The organism is Enterobacter cloacae complex sp. 309I3, from assembly GCF_050031595.1.
Lineage (GTDB): Bacteria > Pseudomonadota > Gammaproteobacteria > Enterobacterales > Enterobacteriaceae > Enterobacter > Enterobacter cloacae.
This window is the reverse complement of sequence record NZ_JBLGWI010000001.1, coordinates 4,622,090-4,640,402: the sequence shown is the minus strand read 5'-3', so window position 1 is coordinate 4,640,402 and position 18,313 is coordinate 4,622,090. Positions and strand designations below refer to the sequence as shown.

At 58.2% G+C, this 18,313-nt stretch carries 19 protein-coding genes and 1 pseudogene; 9 read left to right on the top strand and 11 right to left on the bottom strand.

The annotated features are described in order from the left end of the window. From arnC to arnF, 6 genes are read left to right on the top strand one after another with little or no spacing between them, the layout of a single operon-like run. On the top strand, positions 1-984 hold the full coding sequence (gene arnC / locus ACQG22_RS22260) for an undecaprenyl-phosphate 4-deoxy-4-formamido-L-arabinose transferase (protein ID WP_013099176.1): 984 nt from the start codon (positions 1-3) through the stop codon (positions 982-984). Continuing rightward, the gene (gene arnA, locus ACQG22_RS22255; RefSeq protein WP_013099175.1) at positions 981-2,963 is read left to right on the top strand and encodes a bifunctional UDP-4-amino-4-deoxy-L-arabinose formyltransferase/UDP-glucuronic acid oxidase ArnA; all 1,983 of its coding nucleotides are present in this window, start codon (positions 981-983) and stop codon (positions 2,961-2,963) included. The genes arnC and arnA overlap by 4 nt, the downstream gene beginning before the upstream one ends. Next, a complete protein-coding gene (arnD, locus tag ACQG22_RS22250) occupies positions 2,960-3,862 on the top strand; it encodes a 4-deoxy-4-formamido-L-arabinose-phosphoundecaprenol deformylase (RefSeq protein WP_062935252.1) in 903 nt (300 codons plus the stop codon). The genes arnA and arnD overlap by 4 nt, the downstream gene beginning before the upstream one ends. Then, positions 3,859-5,514 (top strand): lipid IV(A) 4-amino-4-deoxy-L-arabinosyltransferase, encoded by a 1,656-nt coding sequence (gene arnT, locus ACQG22_RS22245; protein ID WP_369706714.1) that lies wholly within the window; start codon positions 3,859-3,861, stop codon positions 5,512-5,514. Before arnD ends, arnT begins: the two co-directional genes overlap by 4 nt. Next, positions 5,511-5,849, top strand: a complete 339-nt coding sequence (arnE, locus tag ACQG22_RS22240; protein ID WP_013099172.1) for a 4-amino-4-deoxy-L-arabinose-phosphoundecaprenol flippase subunit ArnE — start codon at positions 5,511-5,513, stop codon at positions 5,847-5,849. Before arnT ends, arnE begins: the two co-directional genes overlap by 4 nt. Beyond that, positions 5,846-6,250, top strand: a complete 405-nt coding sequence (gene arnF / locus ACQG22_RS22235) for a 4-amino-4-deoxy-L-arabinose-phosphoundecaprenol flippase subunit ArnF (RefSeq protein ID WP_369706715.1) — start codon at positions 5,846-5,848, stop codon at positions 6,248-6,250. Before arnE ends, arnF begins: the two co-directional genes overlap by 4 nt. On the opposite strand, the gene acpT is transcribed toward arnF, so the two are convergent. Next, positions 6,201-6,800 carry a 4'-phosphopantetheinyl transferase AcpT gene (gene acpT, locus ACQG22_RS22230; RefSeq protein ID WP_095908371.1) on the bottom strand — a complete coding sequence of 200 codons (600 nt, stop codon included), beginning with the start codon at positions 6,798-6,800 and terminating at the stop codon, positions 6,201-6,203. The genes arnF and acpT overlap by 50 nt on opposite strands. Before the next feature lie 104 nt (positions 6,801-6,904). Next, positions 6,905-7,954, bottom strand: coding sequence for an AI-2E family transporter (locus tag ACQG22_RS22225; RefSeq protein ID WP_013099154.1), 1,050 nt, complete (start codon positions 7,952-7,954; stop codon positions 6,905-6,907). A gap of 109 nt (positions 7,955-8,063) precedes the next feature. On the opposite strand from ACQG22_RS22225, the pseudogene ACQG22_RS22220 reads away from it, so the two are divergent. Next, a pseudogene (locus ACQG22_RS22220) lies at positions 8,064-9,316 on the top strand (MFS transporter). Between the two features lie 4 nt (positions 9,317-9,320). On the opposite strand, the gene ACQG22_RS22215 reads toward ACQG22_RS22220, so the two are convergent. After that, positions 9,321-9,878 carry a DcrB family lipoprotein gene (locus ACQG22_RS22215; protein WP_013099152.1) on the bottom strand — a complete coding sequence of 186 codons (558 nt, stop codon included), beginning with the start codon at positions 9,876-9,878 and terminating at the stop codon, positions 9,321-9,323. 72 nt (positions 9,879-9,950) lie between these two features. Then, positions 9,951-10,616, bottom strand: coding sequence for a 7-cyano-7-deazaguanine/7-aminomethyl-7-deazaguanine transporter (locus tag ACQG22_RS22210; protein WP_013099151.1), 666 nt, complete (start codon positions 10,614-10,616; stop codon positions 9,951-9,953). A 167-nt stretch (positions 10,617-10,783) separates the two neighbouring features. On the opposite strand from ACQG22_RS22210, the gene tusA reads away from it, so the two are divergent. Then, a complete protein-coding gene (gene tusA, locus ACQG22_RS22205; protein ID WP_014833603.1) occupies positions 10,784-11,026 on the top strand; it encodes a sulfurtransferase TusA in 243 nt (80 codons plus the stop codon). Between the two features lie 5 nt (positions 11,027-11,031). Here the strand turns inward: tusA and ACQG22_RS22200 are convergent, their stop codons facing one another. From ACQG22_RS22200 to ACQG22_RS22180, 5 genes are all read right to left on the bottom strand, one after another. Then, complete coding sequence (locus ACQG22_RS22200) at positions 11,032-12,318, bottom strand: TRAP transporter large permease (RefSeq protein WP_369706716.1); 1,287 nt, start codon at positions 12,316-12,318, stop codon at positions 11,032-11,034. Between the two features lie 10 nt (positions 12,319-12,328). Further along, positions 12,329-12,838, bottom strand: coding sequence for a TRAP transporter small permease (locus ACQG22_RS22195; protein WP_013099148.1), 510 nt, complete (start codon positions 12,836-12,838; stop codon positions 12,329-12,331). Positions 12,839-12,849: 11 nt separating this feature from the next. After that, positions 12,850-13,821 carry a TRAP transporter substrate-binding protein gene (locus ACQG22_RS22190; protein WP_013099147.1) on the bottom strand — a complete coding sequence of 324 codons (972 nt, stop codon included), beginning with the start codon at positions 13,819-13,821 and terminating at the stop codon, positions 12,850-12,852. Positions 13,822-14,017: 196 nt separating this feature from the next. After that, positions 14,018-16,192 (bottom strand): Zn(II)/Cd(II)/Pb(II) translocating P-type ATPase ZntA, encoded by a 2,175-nt coding sequence (zntA, locus tag ACQG22_RS22185; protein WP_369706717.1) that lies wholly within the window; start codon positions 16,190-16,192, stop codon positions 14,018-14,020. A gap of 76 nt (positions 16,193-16,268) precedes the next feature. Further along, entirely contained in the window at positions 16,269-16,895 is a 627-nt protein-coding gene (locus tag ACQG22_RS22180) for a lysoplasmalogenase (protein WP_013099145.1), read from the bottom strand. Between the two features lie 129 nt (positions 16,896-17,024). Here ACQG22_RS22180 and ACQG22_RS22175 point away from each other — a divergent pair, with 129 nt between their 5' ends. Then, positions 17,025-17,381: a DUF2500 domain-containing protein gene (locus tag ACQG22_RS22175; RefSeq protein ID WP_029883607.1), complete on the top strand. Its 357-nt coding sequence runs from the start codon at positions 17,025-17,027 to the stop codon at positions 17,379-17,381. A gap of 54 nt (positions 17,382-17,435) precedes the next feature. Here ACQG22_RS22175 and ACQG22_RS22170 read toward each other — a convergent pair whose 3' ends face one another. Beyond that, positions 17,436-17,717, bottom strand: a complete 282-nt coding sequence (locus tag ACQG22_RS22170; protein WP_013099143.1) for a DUF1145 family protein — start codon at positions 17,715-17,717, stop codon at positions 17,436-17,438. Then, positions 17,701-18,303: a 16S rRNA (guanine(966)-N(2))-methyltransferase gene (gene rsmD / locus ACQG22_RS22165; RefSeq protein ID WP_029883606.1), complete on the bottom strand. Its 603-nt coding sequence runs from the start codon at positions 18,301-18,303 to the stop codon at positions 17,701-17,703. Before rsmD ends, ACQG22_RS22170 begins: the two co-directional genes overlap by 17 nt. Positions 18,304-18,313: the final 10 nt, after the last annotated feature.

Sequence of the window (18,313 nt, the reverse complement as noted above, 5' to 3'; positions counted from 1 at the left end):
ATGTTCAGTGCGCCGCCTGTACAAAAAGTTTCTGTGGTGATCCCCGTTTATAACGAGCAGGAGAGCCTGCCCGAACTGATCCGCCGCACCACCGCCGCCTGCGAGACGCTGGGCAAAGCCTACGAAATCCTGCTGGTGGATGACGGCAGCAGCGATAACTCCGCCCTGATGTTGACCGAGGCTGCGCAGGCCGAAGGCAGCCATATCGTCGCGGTGCTGCTTAACCGCAACTATGGCCAGCACTCGGCCATTATGGCCGGGTTCAGCCACGTGACGGGGGATTTGGTCATCACGCTGGATGCCGATCTGCAAAACCCGCCGGAGGAGATCCCCCGGCTGGTCGCCAAAGCCGACGAAGGGTACGACGTGGTGGGTACGGTACGGCAGAATCGTCAGGATAGCCTGTTCCGCAAGCTGGCTTCCCGCACCATCAACCGCCTGATCCAGCGCACCACCGGCAAAGCGATGGGCGATTACGGCTGCATGCTGCGCGCCTATCGCCGCCATATTGTCGACGCCATGCTGCACTGCCATGAACGCAGCACCTTCATTCCGATTCTGGCGAATACCTTTGCCCGTAAGGCGACGGAGATCCCGGTGCTGCACGCCGAGCGTGAGCACGGGGAGTCGAAGTACAGCTTTATGCGTCTTATCAACCTGATGTACGACCTCATCACCTGCCTGACCACCACGCCGCTGCGCCTGCTGAGCGTCTTTGGCAGCATTATCGCGCTGGCCGGGTTCACGCTTTCCGTTTTGCTGGTCGTCCTGCGTCTGGTCTTTGGCCCCCAGTGGGCGGCGGAAGGGGTCTTCATGCTCTTTGCCGTGCTGTTCATGTTCATCGGCGCCCAGTTTGTCGGGATGGGCCTGCTCGGTGAGTACATTGGCCGTATCTATAACGATGTTCGCGCACGTCCGCGCTACTTTATTCAACGTGTTGTCCGCCAGGAACACAAAGTCTCTCAAGAGGAAAAACACCCATGAAAGCTGTTGTCTTTGCCTATCACGATATGGGGTGCGCGGGCCTGCTTGCCCTGCTTGAAGCGGGTTATGATATCGCTGCCATCTTCACGCATCCGGACGCCGCAGGCGAGAATAACTTCTTTGGCTCCGTGGCGCGTATCGCCGCCGAGCGCGGCATTCCGGTCTACGCGCCGGACGATATCAACCACCCGCTGTGGGTGGATCGCATTCGCGACACCGCCCCGGATGTCATCTTCTCGTTCTACTACCGCAACCTGATTTGCGACGATATTTTACGTCTGGCGACGAAAGGGGCATTTAACCTTCACGGCTCATTGCTGCCCGCCTACCGTGGCCGCGCGCCGCTGAACTGGGTGCTGGTGAATGGCGAAACTGAAACCGGCGTGACCCTGCACCGCATGGTGCACCGCGCGGATGCGGGTGCCATCATCGCGCAGCAGCGTGTTGCCATTGATGCGGATGAGACGGCGCTGCAGCTTCATCAGAAACTCTGCTCGGTGGCGCAAAGCCTGCTGCGCGATGCACTGCCGACCATCCTGAACGGCACCTTCAGCGAGACCGCTCAGGACGAGAGCAAGGCGAGTTGTTTTGGCCGCCGCACGCCGGAAGACGGCCGTCTGGACTGGAACAAGCCCGCCCGCCAGCTGCACAACCTGGTGCGCGCAGTGACCGACCCCTGGCCGGGGGCGTATAGCTTTGCCGGCGTCAGCAAATTCATCGTCTGGAAATCCCGCGTGCGCGACGATGTCCCGGCCGCGAAACCGGGCACCATCGTCTCTGTCTCTCCGCTGATTGTTAGCTGCGGCGAGCAGGCGCTGGAGATCGTGACCGGTCAGACCGACAACGGCGTTTATGTGCAGGGCGCGCAGCTGGCGCAGTCTCTGGGGCTGGTTCCCGGCGCCTTGATCACCAGCGCCCCGGTGGTGGCAATTAAGCGCCGCACCCGCGTGCTGATCCTCGGCGTAAACGGTTTTATTGGTAACCACCTGACCGAGCGTCTGCTGAAAGACGATAACTACGAAATTTATGGCCTCGACATTGGCTCCGATGCCATCAGCCGTTTCCTTGACTGCCCGCGCTTCCATTTCGTGGAAGGGGATATCAGCATCCACTCCGAGTGGATCGAGTACCACATCAAAAAATGCGACGTGGTGCTGCCGCTGGTCGCCATTGCCACGCCGATTGAGTACACCCGCAATCCGCTGCGCGTATTCGAGCTGGACTTTGAAGAGAACCTGAAGATTATCCGCGACTGCGTGAAATACGATAAGCGCATCATCTTCCCGTCCACCTCCGAAGTGTACGGCATGTGTACTGATAAAAACTTCGATGAAGATACCTCTAACCTGGTGGTTGGGCCGATCAACAAGCAGCGCTGGATTTACTCCGTCTCTAAACAGCTGCTGGACCGCGTAATTTGGGCTTACGGCGAGAAAGAAGGGCTGCGCTTTACCCTATTCCGGCCGTTCAACTGGATGGGGCCACGTCTGGATAACCTGAACGCGGCGCGCATTGGTAGCTCCCGCGCCATTACCCAGCTGATCCTGAACCTGGTGGAAGGCTCGCCCATTAAGCTCATTGAAGGCGGTAAACAAAAACGCTGCTTCACCGACATCAGCGACGGCATCGAAGCCCTGTTCCGCATCATTGAAAACAAGGATGGCCGCTGCAACGGGGAGATCATCAACATCGGCAACCCGGATAACGAAGCGAGCATTCGTGAACTGGCCGAAATGCTGCTGGCAAGCTTTGAGCGCCATCCGCTGCGTAACCAGTTCCCGCCGTTTGCAGGATTCCGCGAAGTGGAAAGCAGCAGCTACTATGGCAAAGGCTACCAGGACGTTGAGCACCGCAAGCCGAGCATTCGCAATGCGAAGCGCTGCCTGAACTGGACGCCAACGGTGAAGATGGAGCAGACCATTGATGAGACGCTCGATTTCTTCCTGCGCACCGTGGAGCTGTCGGAACAGGCCTCATGAAAAAAGTCGGTTTACGCATTGATGTCGATACCTTCAGGGGAACGCGTGACGGCGTTCCCGGACTGCTGACGCTGCTGAGCAAGCACGATGTGCGTGCCAGCATCTTCTTCAGCGTGGGGCCAGACAACATGGGACGTCATTTATGGCGTCTGGTTAAACCGGCATTTCTGTTCAAAATGCTGCGCTCGCGCGCAGCATCGCTCTACGGCTGGGATATTTTGCTGGCCGGTACCGCATGGCCCGGCAGGCGTATCGGCGCGGGTAACGAAGCCATCATCCGTGAAGCGGCGCAGCACCATGAGGTCGGCCTGCATGCCTGGGATCACCATGCCTGGCAGGCCTGGGCGGGCGTCTGGGACATTCCTCGCCTGGCCCGGGAAATCGAGCGTGGTCTGCGGGAGCTGGAGGCCATTATCGGGCAGTCGGTGCGCTGCTCCGCCGTGGCCGGATGGCGTGCGGATCAACGCGTCGTGAAAGCCAAAGAGCCGTTCGCGTTTCGCTACAACAGCGATTGCCGGGGCAGCGGACCATTTTTACCGCAGCTCGGTGAAAACCGCGTTGGCACGGTGCAAATCCCGGTCACACTGCCCACCTGGGATGAAGTGGTGGGGCGCGAGGTGACCGCCGATGGCTTCAACCGCTACATTCTGGACCGTATACATCGCGACACCGGCACGCCGGTCTACACCATCCACGCCGAGGTGGAAGGGATTGCGTATCAGCATGATTTCGATGCGCTGTTGACGCTGGCGGCGCAGGAGGGGATTCAGTTCTGCCCGTTGATCGACCTGCTGCCAGACGATCTCAGTACGCTGCCCGTCGGCAAAATTGTGCGAAGTGAAATGGCTGGCCGGGAAGGCTGGCTTGGCTATCAACAAACCGTGAGTCCGGTACCATGAAAGTCGCCCGTTATGGCTTAGGGCTTTTCGCCCTGTTTATTGTTTACTATCTCATTCCGGTTGATATCCGTCTGTTATGGCAGCCTGATGAAACGCGCTATGCGGAAATCAGCCGTGAAATGCTCGCCTCCGGCAACTGGATTGTGCCGCATTTTCTGGGGCTGCGTTACTTTGAAAAGCCGATTGCTGGCTACTGGGTCAACAGCCTCGGGCAACTGCTGTTTGGCCATACAAACTTTGCCGTGCGCGCCGGGGCCATCTTTTCCACCGGCCTGACGGCGCTACTGGTTATCTGGATGGCCTGGCAACTCTGGCGCGATAAACGCGTTGCCCTGTTCTCCGGCCTTATCTTCCTGACGCTGTTTCTGGTCTATGGCATTGGCACCTATGCCGTGCTCGACCCCATCATCTCCCTGTGGCTGGCGGCGGCGATGTGCAGTTTCTGGCTGGCCTCGCAGGCGCAGACCCTGGCTGGCAAAGCGGGGGGCTACATCGTGCTGGGGCTGGCCTGCGGTATGGGGGTGATGACCAAAGGCTTTCTCGCCCTGGCGGTGCCGGTCCTTGGCGTCCTGCCGTGGGTGATTGCCCAAAAGCGCTGGAAAGAGGTGCTGAGTTTTGGCGGGCTTGCGATCCTGAGCTGCGTGCTCATTGTCCTGCCCTGGGGGCTGGCGATTGCCCAGCGTGAACCCGATTTCTGGCGCTACTTCTTCTGGGTTGAACACATTCAGCGTTTTGCCCAGAGCGACGCCCAGCACAAAGCCCCGTTCTGGTATTACCTGCCATTCCTGGTCGCGGGCAGTCTGCCGTGGCTGGCGCTGTTGCCCGGTGCGCTGCGTCTGGGCTGGCGTGAAAAACATCCGGCAGGCGGCGGGCTTTATCTGCTCGGTTGGGTGGTGATGCCGCTTTTATTCTTCAGCATTGCCAAAGGCAAGCTGCCTACCTACATCCTGCCGTGTTTTGCCCCGCTGGCGATCCTGATGGCGCGCTATGCCTGCCTCGCTGCGGAAAAGGGGGCCAGCGTGTTACGTATCAATGCCGGGATCAACCTGGCGTTCGGTACCCTCGGTGTCATCGCGGCGTTAGTCGTGTCGCCGTGGGGGCTGGCTAAGCACCCGGTCTGGACGTCGGTCGAGCTGTATAAAGTCTTCTGCGCGGTGGTGGCCTTCCTCGTCTGGGCCGTGGTGGGCTGGTTTAGCTTCAGACGGAGCCAGCAGCGCTGGTGGCTGGCGGCGCTGTGCCCTGCCGGGCTGGCGTTGCTGATTGGTTTTGCCATTCCCAACCTGGTGGTGGACTCCAAACAGCCACAGTCGCTGGTGGATACCGTGCGCGACCCGCTCCAGCAGAGCCGGTTCGTGCTGGCCGATAACGTCGGCGTGGCGGCAGGGCTGGCGTGGGAGCTTAAACGTAATGACATCATCATGTTTGGTCAGAGCGGTGAGCTGCGTTACGGGCTGGATTATCCGGACGTGAAAGACCGCTTTATCACTAAAGATGACTTTGCGCAGTGGCTGGCGAGGCATCGCCAGCAGGGGAGCGTGTCGCTGGTGATCCTGCTGTCGAAGAACGACGTTCTGAACCGGGATAACCTGCCAAAGCCGGACTACCTGTATATCCAGGGGCGGCTGGCTTACCTGCAGTATCTGCCGCAATGATGACCTGGCTTTGGCTGGTGCTGGCAAGCCTGCTGACCTGCGCGGGACAGCTCTGTCAGAAGCAAGCGACCCGTCCGGCGAAAACCGGGCGGCGTGGTGCACATATTGTGCTCTGGCTGGGGCTCGCCTTGCTGGCGCTGGGCTGCGGCATGCTGGTCTGGCTGGTGGTATTGCAGCGTCTTCCCGTCGGGGTCGCCTATCCCATGCTGAGCCTTAATTTTGTCTGGGTGACGCTGGCGGCGAAGGGGCTCTGGCATGAGAAGGTGGCCCGACATCACTGGCTGGGCGTAGGGTTGATTATGATCGGGATTGTTCTGCTGGGAGGAAGCCTGTGAAAGGGGCGTGCTGGGCGTTATGCAGCGTGGCGTTAGTCAGTGCCGCGCAGTTGCTGCTGCGCAGCGCCATGCAGGCGCTTCCGCCCGTCGGCGAGGCGCTGGCATTTTTCAGGGCTCTCTGGCATTTTTCGTCCGGTACCGGCGCGCTGCTGCTGGGGCTGATGGGCTATGTGGCCTCTATGGGCTGCTGGTATCTGGCGCTGCATCGCATGGCGTTCAGCAAAGCGTATGCCTTGCTGAGCCTCAGTTATATTCTGGTGTGGGCCGCGGCGATCCTGCTGCCCGGCTGGGGTGAGTCGTTCTCGTGGCAGGGGCTGGCGGGTGTCGGGTTGATTATGCTGGGCGTGCTGGTTATTTTTCGGCCAGCTCAGCGTGTACAGAATGGATCAGAGACGCCGTAATCTCAAAGGGCGTGGTGGTGCAAACGGCGAGGCTCAGCAAACCTGTCCGGCACTGGCTCGTTGAGTGCAGCGCGGCACTGCTGTCAATGCTGACCATTTGCCAGGAATGACCACCGCGTTGTTTAAGGATGGCCTTTTTTAGGGTCCAGATACGCCAGAATGTGCTGAGTTTGTTTTCGGATGTTTCCTTTTCCAGCGCGTCATGCTCGGCATTGCTAAATACGGCATTGGCGAGCGTAGGCCAGTTTTCCTGCAGACGGATATGCTCCAGCGAACAGCCTACGTCACCTTCATCGCTGATAATTAACGCAATATCATCTTCCGAGTGACTCACGCTGAACCACAGAGGATACTCGTCGGCAAACACGGGTTTGCCCTGTTCACGGTAGACAATCTCCGGTAAAGGCTGTGGTGCCAGCACACGCGACAGTAGCCCTCGACCCGCCAGCCAACGGGCGCGTTGAGCACCCTGCGGAGCGTATTGGGAGAGGGCTTGCGCCCACTGGTCTGTGCTCAGCGAGGAGATTTTTCCCAGCAAAACCTGGTACATATAACGTCTGGCCTTCAGTCAAAAACGCGATAGCTGTAAAGTTGCGCGGCGAAACCATTACTATAATCCATTGACCTCAACAATGGCTAATCAGTAACGGAAAATCACCCGGGCAATCGACTCTTGGGTCGGCCCGGCCCCAGCAGTATCGCCAGTTTGCTGCCGCCTTTGGTGGTCTCCATCCAGATTTTACAGACGCTGGTGAGCGGTACCGACAGCAGCATCCCAACCGGGCCCAGCAGCCATCCCCAAATCAGTAAGGATAAGAACACCACCAGCGTCGACATGCCCAGCCGGTGGCCCATCATCCTTGGCTCAAGAATATTCCCCAGCACCATATGCACCACGAGGAACAGCGCCCCCACCAGCATGCACTCATAGAAGCCATTAAACAGAAACGCCTGAATCATGGGCGGCACGGCGGAGAGTACCGCGCCAATGTTGGGCACGTAGTTCAGCAAAAACGCCAGCACTCCCCACATCAGCGCGAACTGCACGCCCATCAGCATCAGCCCCAGCCAGACAATCACGCCGGTCCAGACGCTCAACAGGGTTTTTAAGGCCAGATATTTGGAGACGCCCTTTAACGCGCGGTGTAAACCGGCGATGTGAATTTGCGGATTATTCAGCGCAAAGCGCAGCTTATAGGGCACGTGGCGCACTTCGAACAGCATAAACACCACCGTCATGACCAGCAGCAAAATGCTGGCCATAGCGCCGGACAGGCCGGTCATCAGCGTGGTGGCGTAGGTCATGATTTTTTCTGAATCCATCCGGCGCAACATCCGTTCCGGCGAAATATGCAGGTTCAGAAACGGCATCATCTCCTGAAGCGCCACGATCTTGCGCGTCAGCTCTTTGTTGTATTGCGGCAGCATCGTGGAGAATTCGCTCAGCGAGGCGGCCAGCACGCCGAAAAGGGCGGTGAGGGCAATCAGCATCACGATAACCACAATGGTTATGGCCACCGGGCGGCTGATACCCCGGCGCAAAAACCAGGTCACCAGCGGGTTAAGCACAATGGCAAAAAAGAGCGCCAGCAGAAGCTGGACAATAATATCGGCGGCAGCATGGATACCGGCGAGGATCACCACCAGAGAGGCGAGTTTTAACAGGATGTGGAGTCCTGCTTTGTCGGGCGGGTTAGGGGTCATTCGTGTTCCTTAATGTGATTGCCCGTTAAGTGTAGTGCGCGGGTTTCGCTTCGTCTGGCACCGTTAATCTGAAAGTCGCTGCTGATTTTCTGCTGGCGTCGTGGTAATAGTGAAACACTGTTGCAAAAATCCAGGTAAAACCTCATGCCCGAACCCGCCGCCGAACCGGCATTAAGCGGATTACGCCTTAATCTGCGCATTGTCTCCGTTGTGATTTTTAACTTTGCCAGTTATCTGACGATTGGCCTGCCGCTGGCGGTGTTGCCGGGCTATGTGCATGACGTGATGGGGTTTAACGCATTCTGGGCGGGGCTGGTGATTAGCCTGCAGTACTTCGCCACGCTGTTGAGCCGCCCGCATGCGGGTCGCTACGCGGATCTGTTCGGGCCGAAGAGCATTGTGATCACAGGATTATGCGGCTGTTTTCTCAGTGGCCTGAGTTACCTGCTGGCGGCAACGACCAGCCACTGGCCGTTGGTCAGCCTGGTGCTGCTGTGCCTGGGCCGGGTGATCCTCGGTATTGGGCAAAGCCTGGCAGGAACCGGCTCGACGCTGTGGGGCGTAGGCGTGGTCGGGGCACCGCACATTGGCCGGGTCATCTCCTGGAACGGCATTGTCACCTACGGGGCAATGGCGCTTGGCGCCCCGCTTGGGGTGATGTGCTATGCGTATGGCGGACTGTACGGGCTGGCGGGCACCATTATGGTGGTCGCGCTGGTGGCGATCCTGTTTGCCCTGCCGCGTCCGAAAGTGAAGGCCAGCAAAGGTAAACCGCTGCCGTTCCGGGCAGTGCTGGGGTGCGTCTGGCCGTATGGTATGGCACTGGCGCTGGCAACCACCGGCTTTGGGGTGATCGCCACCTTTATCACGCTGTTTTATGACGCCAAAGGCTGGGATGGGGCGGCCTTTGCGTTAACCCTGTTCAGCTGTGCGTTTGTGGGTGCCCGTTTGCTCTTCCCGAACGGTATTAACCGCCTGGGTGGGCTGAATGTGGCGATGATCTGCTTTGCGGTTGAGATTGTCGGGCTGCTGCTGACCGGTATAGCGACCGCGCCGTGGATGGCAAAAGTTGGCGTGTTCTTCGCCGGAGCCGGTTTTTCGCTGGTCTTCCCGGCGCTGGGTGTGGTGGCGGTGAAAGCCGTGCCGCCGCAGAATCAGGGGGCGGCGCTGGCAACCTACACGGTGTTTATGGATATGTCGTTGGGCATTACCGGGCCGCTGGCAGGGCTGGTCATGGCCTGGGCAGGTGTGCCGGTTATCTATCTTGCGGCTGCGGGTCTGGTGGTGATGGCCCTGATGCTCACGTGGCGGCTAAAAAAATGGCCCCCGGTGCAGGCACCGGAGGCCACGTCATCATCCTGACGTGTTACTGAATCACGATGGTGTTGATGATGTTTTCAGCGGCAGTCTGCGCTTTCTGCTGATCTTCCGCTGGCAGGGTGATCTGCAGGGTCAGCAGTTTGTTATCAACCTTACCCAGCACCACGGAAGAGTAAGCTGTCTGACCTTTTGCAGAGATAATGCTGTCCAGCTGCTGCAGCGTGTGGCCTTTCAGTTCGATGGACTTGTTTGTCACCACCTGCAGCTGCGGGTCGCGGCTGCGCTGCTGATCTTCCAGACGTTTGGACAGCACGGCCAGGTCTTCGCTGGTATCATCGCCCACAATCACAATCACCGCTTTCTGCCCGGTTGCATCGGAATAGACGTGCATGTTGTTCGCCTGGGTACCCAGCTTGCCGCTCTGGTCAGTCATATCCGCTGGCAGAGAGAAGCTGAGTTTACCGTCCAGCAGGTTCACCGGCTGACCGGTTGCGTTGCTCTCTGCAGACGCGCCCTGAGCAGGCGTTTTCGTGTCGCTGTTATCACAGGCTGCAAGGCCGACAACCAGCAGGCCAATCCCGACATATTTAACCAGATTGCGCATTGACTTCTTCCTTTCGATAAACGGCCATAACGGCTCATTTGTCCATCTTATCACAACTGATAAAGCGAACCCTTAACCAGCCTGCAATGCTGTGATTTCAGATTTATCTGCCAGTCTTTTCAGCAGCATATTCAGCAGCACGCCGTACATCGGCAGGAAGAAGACAATGCTGATAAGCACCTTGAAGCAGTAGTCCACCAGCGCAATTTCCATCCAGTGTTCGGCCATAAACGCATCCGGGCTGTGCCAGAAGGCAATGAAGAAGAAGGCCAGCGTATCGCTGACGTTGCCGAACAGCGTCGAGGCGGTGGGGGCCATCCACCAGCGGTGATTCTGACGCAGGCGGTTAAATACGTGCACGTCGAGGATCTGCCCCAGCGCATAGGCCATAAAGCTTGCAGTAGCGATTCGGGCAACAAACAGGTTGAAGTGGGTTAACGCCTCAAAGCCCTGCCAGCTTCCCATGTAAAACAGGGAGGAAATAACGTACGACACGAACAGCGCCGGCAGCATGACCGCAAAAATAATGCGGCGAGCCAGCGGTGCGCCAAAAATACGCACGGTCAGATCGGTGGCGAGAAAAATAAACGGGAAGCTGAACGCGCCCCAGGTGGTATGAAAACCAAAGATGGCAATCGGCAGCTGCACCAGATAGTTACTGGAGGTGATCACCAGCAGATGAAAAAGCGAAAGCCAGAACAACGCTTTTACGCGCTGCGATTCAGAAAACGGCGTCATATTGTGACCTTTTTATACGTTGGGGTGAGGGAACCCAATAAAAACCGCAGCATGATACTGCTTTGGCAGGACAATGCAATGGTTAGTTTTTACGCAACCGTTAACCTGGTTTGCATTGCTGGCTACGGGGCGTAAACTACAGCCGTTTTTATCTGACCGAGAACACCATGACCGATCTGTTTTCCACTCCAGACCACACCCTTGATGCGCAGGGCCTCCGCTGCCCTGAGCCGGTAATGATGGTGCGCAAAACCGTGCGCAATATGCAAACCGGCGAAACGCTGCTGATCATCGCTGACGATCCGGCAACCACCCGCGATATCCCCGGTTTTTGTACCTTTATGGAGCATGAACTGGTGGCACAGCAGACCGAAGCGCTGCCGTACCGGTATTTGATCCGCAAGGGGTAACCCCCTTACTGCATGCCTAACAATCCCGGCAGCCACAGCGAAATCGCCGGGATGTATGTTATCATTCCCAGCACCAGCAGCAGCATGCCGTAAAACGGTAGCATCGCGCGCACCACATGCTCGATTTTCTGCTTGCTTACCGCACTGGCCACAAACAGCACCGATCCTACCGGCGGCGTGATAAGCCCGATCCCCAGATTCACCATCATGATCATCCCGAAATGGACCGGGTCGATCCCAAGCGACTGGGTCACCGGCAACAGCACCGGCGTCAGGATCAGAATGATCGGCGCCATATCCATCAGGGTGCCAATCAGCAGCAGCATGATGTTGAGGTACATCAGGATCACGTACTTGTTATCCGAGAGCGAGGTGAAGAACGCCGTGATACGCACAGGCAACTGCATGTAGGTCATCACCGCGCCAAACGCCGCCGCAAAGCCAATCAAGATCATCACGATAGTGACCGTTTTCACCGTCCGGCACATCAGCTTCGGCAGTTCGCTCCACTTATAGTCGCGGTAGATAAACATGGTGACAAAGAACGCCCACAGGCAGGCGACCGCCGCCGATTCGGTGGCAGTAAATATCCCGGACAATATGCCGCCGAGGATAATCACCACCGTCATCAGCCCCCAGAGAGCGTCCAGCAAAATCTTCAGCGCCTGTTTAAAGGGGATCTTTTCGCCTTTTGGATAGCCGCGCTTATGGGCAAAGCACAGACACAGCGTCATCAGGCACAGTCCCAGCAGCAGCCCCGGCAGCACGCCTGCGATAAACAGCGTGGCAATGGAGACCGTACCGCCTGCGGCCAGCGAGTAGATCACCGAGTTGTGGCTGGGCGGGATTAAAATCGCCTGCACCGACCCGCTGGCGGTGACCGCCGCCGCATACTCGCGGGGATACCCCTTTCTCTCCATCTCCGGGATCATCACGCTGCCGATGGAGGCCGTATCCGCCACCGATGAACCGGAAATCGCGCCGAAAAAGGTGGAGGCCACGATATTCACCAGCGACAGTCCGCCGCGAATAAAACCGACAAAAACATACGCGAAATTCACCAGTCGACGGGCGATGCCGCCTTCCGCCATGATCGCCCCCGCCAGGATGAAAAACGGGATCGCCAGCAGGGTAAATTTGTTAACCCCGCTGGTGATCTGGATCATCAGCGCCTCGAGCGGTAACTCGATCCACAACGCGCCCGCGACGGCGCTTAAGCCGACGGCAAACGCCACCGGCATACCCAGCGCCAGCAAAATGGCGAGGGTGAATAACAAAACGAATGCATCCATTGTTCACCCCTTAACTGTGGTTGCCGATCAGCACCACAGGACGGTTTTCCTGTGAGCCAAACAGCAGACGTTCAATGACAAACAGGATCAGCACCGCAGAACCAATCGGCAGCGGCAGATAACTCTCCCCTGACGTCAGGATCGGAAACTCGGCGACCGGCTGCTCCCAGAGCTCGACACACAGCCAGTAGCTGTACCAGAACATAATCAGCGAGATCAGCAGCATCAGCAGATCCACCACGCGCGCACACGCTGTTTTCAGCATGTCCGGCAGTCGGTCGGTCAGCATGTTCACCGCGATGTGTGACCCGGCACGGTAGCTCACCGCCGCGCCGATAAACGTAAAGGTCACCATGCAGATGATGGCAATCGGCTCCGGCCAGGATTCACCGCGATTCAGCACATAGCGCGAGAAGATGCCAATCGGGATCACCACCGTCATCACCAGCAGCGCGCATCCCGCTACGCCCATGGCGAGCAGATACAGCCGGTCCATCCACTTTAGGTAGAGTTCGGACATACGTTCTCCGTTTACTGAACGTCAGCAATGGCTTTCATCAGGTCCTGATGCTTTTCGCCATACTGCGCGCGCACCGGCTCTGTGGCTTTGATAAATACCGATTTGTCGATCTCGTGGAACTGCACGCCACCGGCTTTCATCTTCGCCAGCGCCTCGGCGTTATAGGCCTGCCACAGCTTGCGCTGTTCGAACTGCGCTTCGCGCGCCAGGGTCAGGATTTTCTGCTGTTCGTCTGCGCTGAGCTTGTCCCATTTCACTTTCGAGTAGAGCAGCATTTCCGGGGTAATGAAGTGGCCGCTGAGGGTATAGTTTTTGGCGATCGGCATATAGTTATGGGCGATGAAGGTCGGCGGATTATTCTCAGCGCCGTCGATTACGCCGGTCTGCATGCCGCTGTAGACCTCACTGACCCCCATTGCCACCGAGTTAGCCCCCATGTCTTTCAGTGTCGCCAGCGCCACCGGGCTTCCCTGAACGCGGATTTTTTTGCCTTTCAGATCCTCCGGTTTGACGATCGGCGTTTTGGTGATCAGGTTACGGGTGCCGGAATCCATCCAGCCGAGAAACACCAGCCGCGATTTGGGGTTGGCGGTCAGTTTGTCGCCAATCTGCTTGCCGATATCGCCGTCGATGACTTTGTGCATGTGGTCTTCATCGCGGAACACATAGGGCAGGGTAAAGACTTCGATATCGGGCAGGATCGCCGCCACCGGAGCCATGGAGACACGGATCATGTCGATCGCCCCCATCTGCGCCTGTTCAATCATCTGCTTTTCATCCCCGAGCACGCCGCCGGGAAAGACCTTGATCTCCAGCTTGCCGTCGGTTTGTTGTTTGAGTTTCTCCCCCATGTGCTGTACGGCTACCACGTTCGGGTAGCCTTCAGGATGCACATCGGCGGCTTTAATGGTTTGCGCAGAAACGGAGCAGGCAAAAGCAGACAGACACAGAGCGGCCAGTAACGGCTTGAGGGTCGTTTTCATCAAGTCAACTCCAGGGTAGTGAGGTAAGTGTTAAAACGGTGTTTTAGTTTTGTACGTTTAAAAATTACACTATGGCCTGGAAAACGGAGGTGAAGCGCCTCACAAAAGCGTTAATTTCTGAAACGCTGGTTTAGATTTTTGAGAAGGGAAGGCCGGGTTGCCGTTACGCTTTACCCGGCCAGGCGTGCATTGCGTGTTATTTGCGTCGCAGTAAGCGGAGCGCGTTGGCCGTCACCAGCACCGTCGCGCCGGTATCCGCCAGCACCGCCAGCCACAGCCCGGTGATGCCGAGCAGGGTGGTGACGAGGAAAATCCCTTTCAGCCCCAGGGCGATGCTGATGTTCTGGCGAATATTGGCGCGCGTGGCGCGTGCCAGGGAAATCATCTGCGCCAGCCCGGTCAGGCGGTTATGGGTGAGCGCGGCATCGGCGGTTTCCAGCGCCACGTCGGTACCGCTGCCCATGGCAATCCCGATGGTGGATGCTTTCATCGCTGGCGCATCGTTGATTCCGTCGCCGATCATCGCCAGCGGAGCATGGCTGTTCAGCTCCGTCACGGCACTGACCTTGTCCGCAGGCAGTAATCCGGCCTTAAAGTCCAGCCCCAGCTCTCCGGCAATCGCGGCGGCGGCACGCGGGTTATCGCCGGTGAGGATCACACCCTGGACGCCCAGCTGATGGAGCGCCGCGACGGCCTCTTTCGCATCATCACGCAGGGTATCGCGCAGTGCCAGCATGCCTTTGGCGACGCCGTCCTGCATGACGGTTACGACAGTTTGTCCGGTCTGTTCTAACGCCTCAACCTCTGAGTTAGAAGACTTACCCGCCGCGACAATCAGCACCTTTTTACCGTCGATGTCGGCCTCAATCCCGGACCCAACCAGCGCCCGCTGTGCCGTTGCCGTCGGAATTGCCAGCCCGCGCGACTGCGCTTCACGCACAATCGCCTGCGCCAGCGGGTGAGTGGAACCCTGCTCTATGGCGGCGGCCAGCGTAAGCAGTTCATCTTCACCGATATCCTGCGGATACACGCCGGTGACCTGCGGTTTCCCCACGGTCAGCGTGCCGGTTTTATCGAACGCCACCTGCTGCACCTGGCTTAACTGTTCCAGCGCCGCGCCGCCTTTTATCAGGGCGCCACGACGTGCCGCTGCCGCCAGACCGGAGGTAATGGCCGCCGGGGTGGAGATCACTAGCGCACACGGACAGCCAATCAGCAGCAGGGTCAGACCTTTATAAATCCAGCCTTCCCACGGCGCACCAAAGAACAGCGGCGGAACGATAGTGACCAGCAGGGCAACCAGCATGATGGCGGGGGTGTAAATCCGGCTGAAGCGGTCAATAAATCGCTCGACGGGGGCGCGACGCTCCTCGGCCTCTTCGATCAGCTTCAGGATACGGTCGATGGCGCTGTCACCGGGTTCGGAAAGTACCGTGAGCTGGACCAGACGGTCGACACTGGTGGCGCCCGCAGGTACTTTTTCACCGGCCGTGCGTTCAACCGGAATCGACTCCCCGGTGAGGGCGCTTTCGTCGAAGCTCGCGGTGGCGGTGAGCAGGGTACCGTCCGCAGGCAGGCGCCCTCCGGCAGCGACTTCAATCACATCGCCTGGACGCAGCGCGTTAATGGCCACCGTCTGGCGTTCGTTTCCTGCTACTCGTGTGGCGGTTTCGGGCTTAAGCGCCATCAGGGCGCTGACCCCTTTACGCGCCCGGCTTGCCGCCCAGCCTTCAAGACGTTCGCCAATTAAGAACAGCAGCAGCACCATGGCCGCTTCCGCTGTGGCACCAATGAACAGCGCGCCGATAGCTGCCACGCTCATCAGCGTTTCGATGGCGAACCAGCTGCCGCTTTTCATCAGCCGCAGCGCCTGACGGGCAATGGGATACAACCCGACAAGCGTGGTGGCGATAAACGCCAGATTGCCAAACGGGTGGTTGATCTGCTCCAGACCCCAGCTCAGGGCCATCATCATCACGAGCGCGATAAGGGGCAGATTTTCTCGCAGCGGAGCGGTTTTTTCGGCGGGGGCCGTTTCGCTACGCAGGGAATAACCGGCCTGGCTGACGGCGGACACAACCTGCTCGCTAACGTCACTCTCGGCGCTGACCAGCAGTTTTTCGGTCGCAAAGCGCACCTGCACGTGGCTGACGCCGGGGATCTGTTTTACCGCATTTTCGACTTTGCGGGCGCAGGCCGCGCAATCCATGCCGTCAACCACCCAGCTGTAATGGTTTCCGCTTTCAGGCAGCGGCTGCGCGTTTTGCGTTTCGCATGCCCCGTCACAGCAGCAGTCATCTTTCGCTGGCACCGGGCTGAGCTTAAATGCTGAAAATTGTGGGGCTTTTTTAGGTGTTTCTGGAGTCGACATGGCACTCTCCGGTAATGATAATTTTCTCATTAACCGCAGCATACACTCTGGAGTCGACTCCAGAGTCAAGGCTTATTTAGATATACAGCGAACGCACAATCAGGAAGTGCCCGGCAAAGTAACAGGCGGAGGCAATCGCGTTATCAGCCCGGAAACGACGGCGATAGTGGCTGCCCAGCCAGACGATATTGCCGATTAACAGCAGCGCCGCGCCAAAGAAAGCGGACATCGCCTGTGAGGTTGGGCGGAAGAACCACAGTTCACCGGCCAGCCACACCATCACCAGCGTCATGGCAATAAACGTGCAGACGGGCAGACGCATCTCTTCCAGGCGTGACCAGATCACCGCGATCAACAGCGCGCCGATCACCAGCAGCACCAGCGGGAGCGGCCAGAAGAAGGATAGCGTCATCTGGCTGGCAAAGTAGATGGTGTAAAGCAGATGCGACAGGAAGAACGCCCCCACGGCATACAGCAGACGCTGACGCGGCAGCAGGGTTAAGGCATCGCCAATCAGAGAAGCACACAGCCCGGCGAGGACCAGGTAGCTGATGGCGTTAAACATCGGCGCTTGCCAGGCAAGCAGCAGGAGCAGCAACAGCGTGACGGGTTTAAACAACCAGCGCTGCCAGGCCGGACCGCGGTATGACGCATCGACATAAAGCCATGCGGAAAAACAGACAGCGATAAATGACCAAAGCATATTAACTCCCTGTATCTGTTAAGGCTGAATAATCAGTTTCATCTTCAGTGTAGTGATGCGGGCAGGCGTTTGGCAATGCCGGGGGAGTCAGGGTATCCTGAATTCCGCATAATCTTATGGGATTGTTGAATGAGCAAGATGCCGCTGTTTTTCATTATCGTGGTGGCGATTATCGTCATTGCCGCCTCGTTCCGTTTTGTGCAGCAGCGCCGCGAGAAAGCGGATAACGACGCCGCGCCGTTGATGCAAAAGCGCGTGGTGGTGAGCAATAAACGCGAAAAACCCCTTAATGACCGGCGCTCGCGCCAGCAACAGGTTACCCCTGCGGGAACGACCATGCGCTATGAAGCGAGCTTTAAGCCGGAAACGGGCGGCCTGGAGATGACCTTCCGCCTGGAGGCGCAGCAGTACCATCAGCTGACGGTAGGTGAGAAAGGGATGCTGAGTTACAAAGGGTCGCGGTTTGAAGGGTTCAGGGCTGAATAATACGATCCCCTCTCCCAGTGGGAGAGGGTTAGGGTGAGGGCATCAGACCGCACCTTACTTCTTCACCTGCGCCTTAAACTTCTTCATCCACACCAGCAGTTCAAACACGCCGAAAATAAACACGCGCAGCTGCTGCCAGCCGGTCATCTGCGGGCCGTCTTTTGGCAGGCCGTTTTTCAGCATCACCATCTGCAGGGCATGCATGAAGGTGGTAAAGATAAACGCCACGTTCACAAAGATATTCATCGGGCGCGGGAACGGATGCACCAGATTGAGCAGTAAAAACGCCCAGACGCACAGCATCAGCAAACGTCCCAGATTAATCAGTACTGGCATTGGATTCTCCTTGTGCCTGACGATGATACAGACGATAAGCGACCTGACCCGCCACTTTTTCGCGGTGTAAATCCCAGTGAACCGGCACTGGCGGTAGCCCGTTTTCCACTTCGCTTTCAACGTAAATCAGCGCGTCATCCGCCAGCCAGCCGTTGCTTTCCAGCAGGGATAACGTCTCTTCCAGCAGCCCCTTACGGAACGGCGGATCGACAAACACCACGTTGTGCGGCGTGCCTGGCTGCGCGAGGAAACTGAGCGTATTGGTGTTCACCACTTTGGCGTTGGTGGCTTTCAGCGTCGCCAGATTTTGCTGCAGCGTCTGCGCGACACCGCGTTCCATCTCCAGCAGCGTGGCGCTGGCGGCGTAGCGCGAGAGGGCTTCCAGCCCTAATGCGCCGCTGCCCGCAAAGCAGTCGAGGCAGTGGGCGTCTACCATTGACGGGGCCAGCCAGTTAAACAGCGTTTCACGCACGCGGTCGGTGGTTGGGCGTAAACCGGGGCTGTCCGGCACCGGGAGTTTCCGGCCTCGCCACTGGCCACCGATAATACGAATTTGACCGGCTGGGGCGCGGTTGGGTTTCTTCATCTCAGGAAAG

Coding starts and splice junctions, on each gene's coding strand:
- arnC (WP_013099176.1), top strand. CDS start 1: ATGTTCAGTGCGCCGCCTGTACAAAAAGTTTCTGTGGTGATCCCCGTT.
- arnA (WP_013099175.1), top strand. CDS start 981: ATGAAAGCTGTTGTCTTTGCCTATCACGATATGGGGTGCGCGGGCCTG.
- arnD (WP_062935252.1), top strand. CDS start 2,960: ATGAAAAAAGTCGGTTTACGCATTGATGTCGATACCTTCAGGGGAACG.
- arnT (WP_369706714.1), top strand. CDS start 3,859: ATGAAAGTCGCCCGTTATGGCTTAGGGCTTTTCGCCCTGTTTATTGTT.
- arnE (WP_013099172.1), top strand. CDS start 5,511: ATGATGACCTGGCTTTGGCTGGTGCTGGCAAGCCTGCTGACCTGCGCG.
- acpT (WP_095908371.1), bottom strand. CDS start 6,800: ATGTACCAGGTTTTGCTGGGAAAAATCTCCTCGCTGAGCACAGACCAG.
- ACQG22_RS22225 (WP_013099154.1), bottom strand. CDS start 7,954: ATGACCCCTAACCCGCCCGACAAAGCAGGACTCCACATCCTGTTAAAA.
- ACQG22_RS22215 (WP_013099152.1), bottom strand. CDS start 9,878: ATGCGCAATCTGGTTAAATATGTCGGGATTGGCCTGCTGGTTGTCGGC.
- ACQG22_RS22210 (WP_013099151.1), bottom strand. CDS start 10,616: ATGACGCCGTTTTCTGAATCGCAGCGCGTAAAAGCGTTGTTCTGGCTT.
- tusA (WP_014833603.1), top strand. CDS start 10,784: ATGACCGATCTGTTTTCCACTCCAGACCACACCCTTGATGCGCAGGGC.
- ACQG22_RS22200 (WP_369706716.1), bottom strand. CDS start 12,318: ATGGATGCATTCGTTTTGTTATTCACCCTCGCCATTTTGCTGGCGCTG.
- ACQG22_RS22195 (WP_013099148.1), bottom strand. CDS start 12,838: ATGTCCGAACTCTACCTAAAGTGGATGGACCGGCTGTATCTGCTCGCC.
- ACQG22_RS22190 (WP_013099147.1), bottom strand. CDS start 13,821: ATGAAAACGACCCTCAAGCCGTTACTGGCCGCTCTGTGTCTGTCTGCT.
- zntA (WP_369706717.1), bottom strand. CDS start 16,192: ATGTCGACTCCAGAAACACCTAAAAAAGCCCCACAATTTTCAGCATTT.
- ACQG22_RS22180 (WP_013099145.1), bottom strand. CDS start 16,895: ATGCTTTGGTCATTTATCGCTGTCTGTTTTTCCGCATGGCTTTATGTC.
- ACQG22_RS22175 (WP_029883607.1), top strand. CDS start 17,025: ATGAGCAAGATGCCGCTGTTTTTCATTATCGTGGTGGCGATTATCGTC.
- ACQG22_RS22170 (WP_013099143.1), bottom strand. CDS start 17,717: ATGCCAGTACTGATTAATCTGGGACGTTTGCTGATGCTGTGCGTCTGG.
- rsmD (WP_029883606.1), bottom strand. CDS start 18,303: ATGAAGAAACCCAACCGCGCCCCAGCCGGTCAAATTCGTATTATCGGT.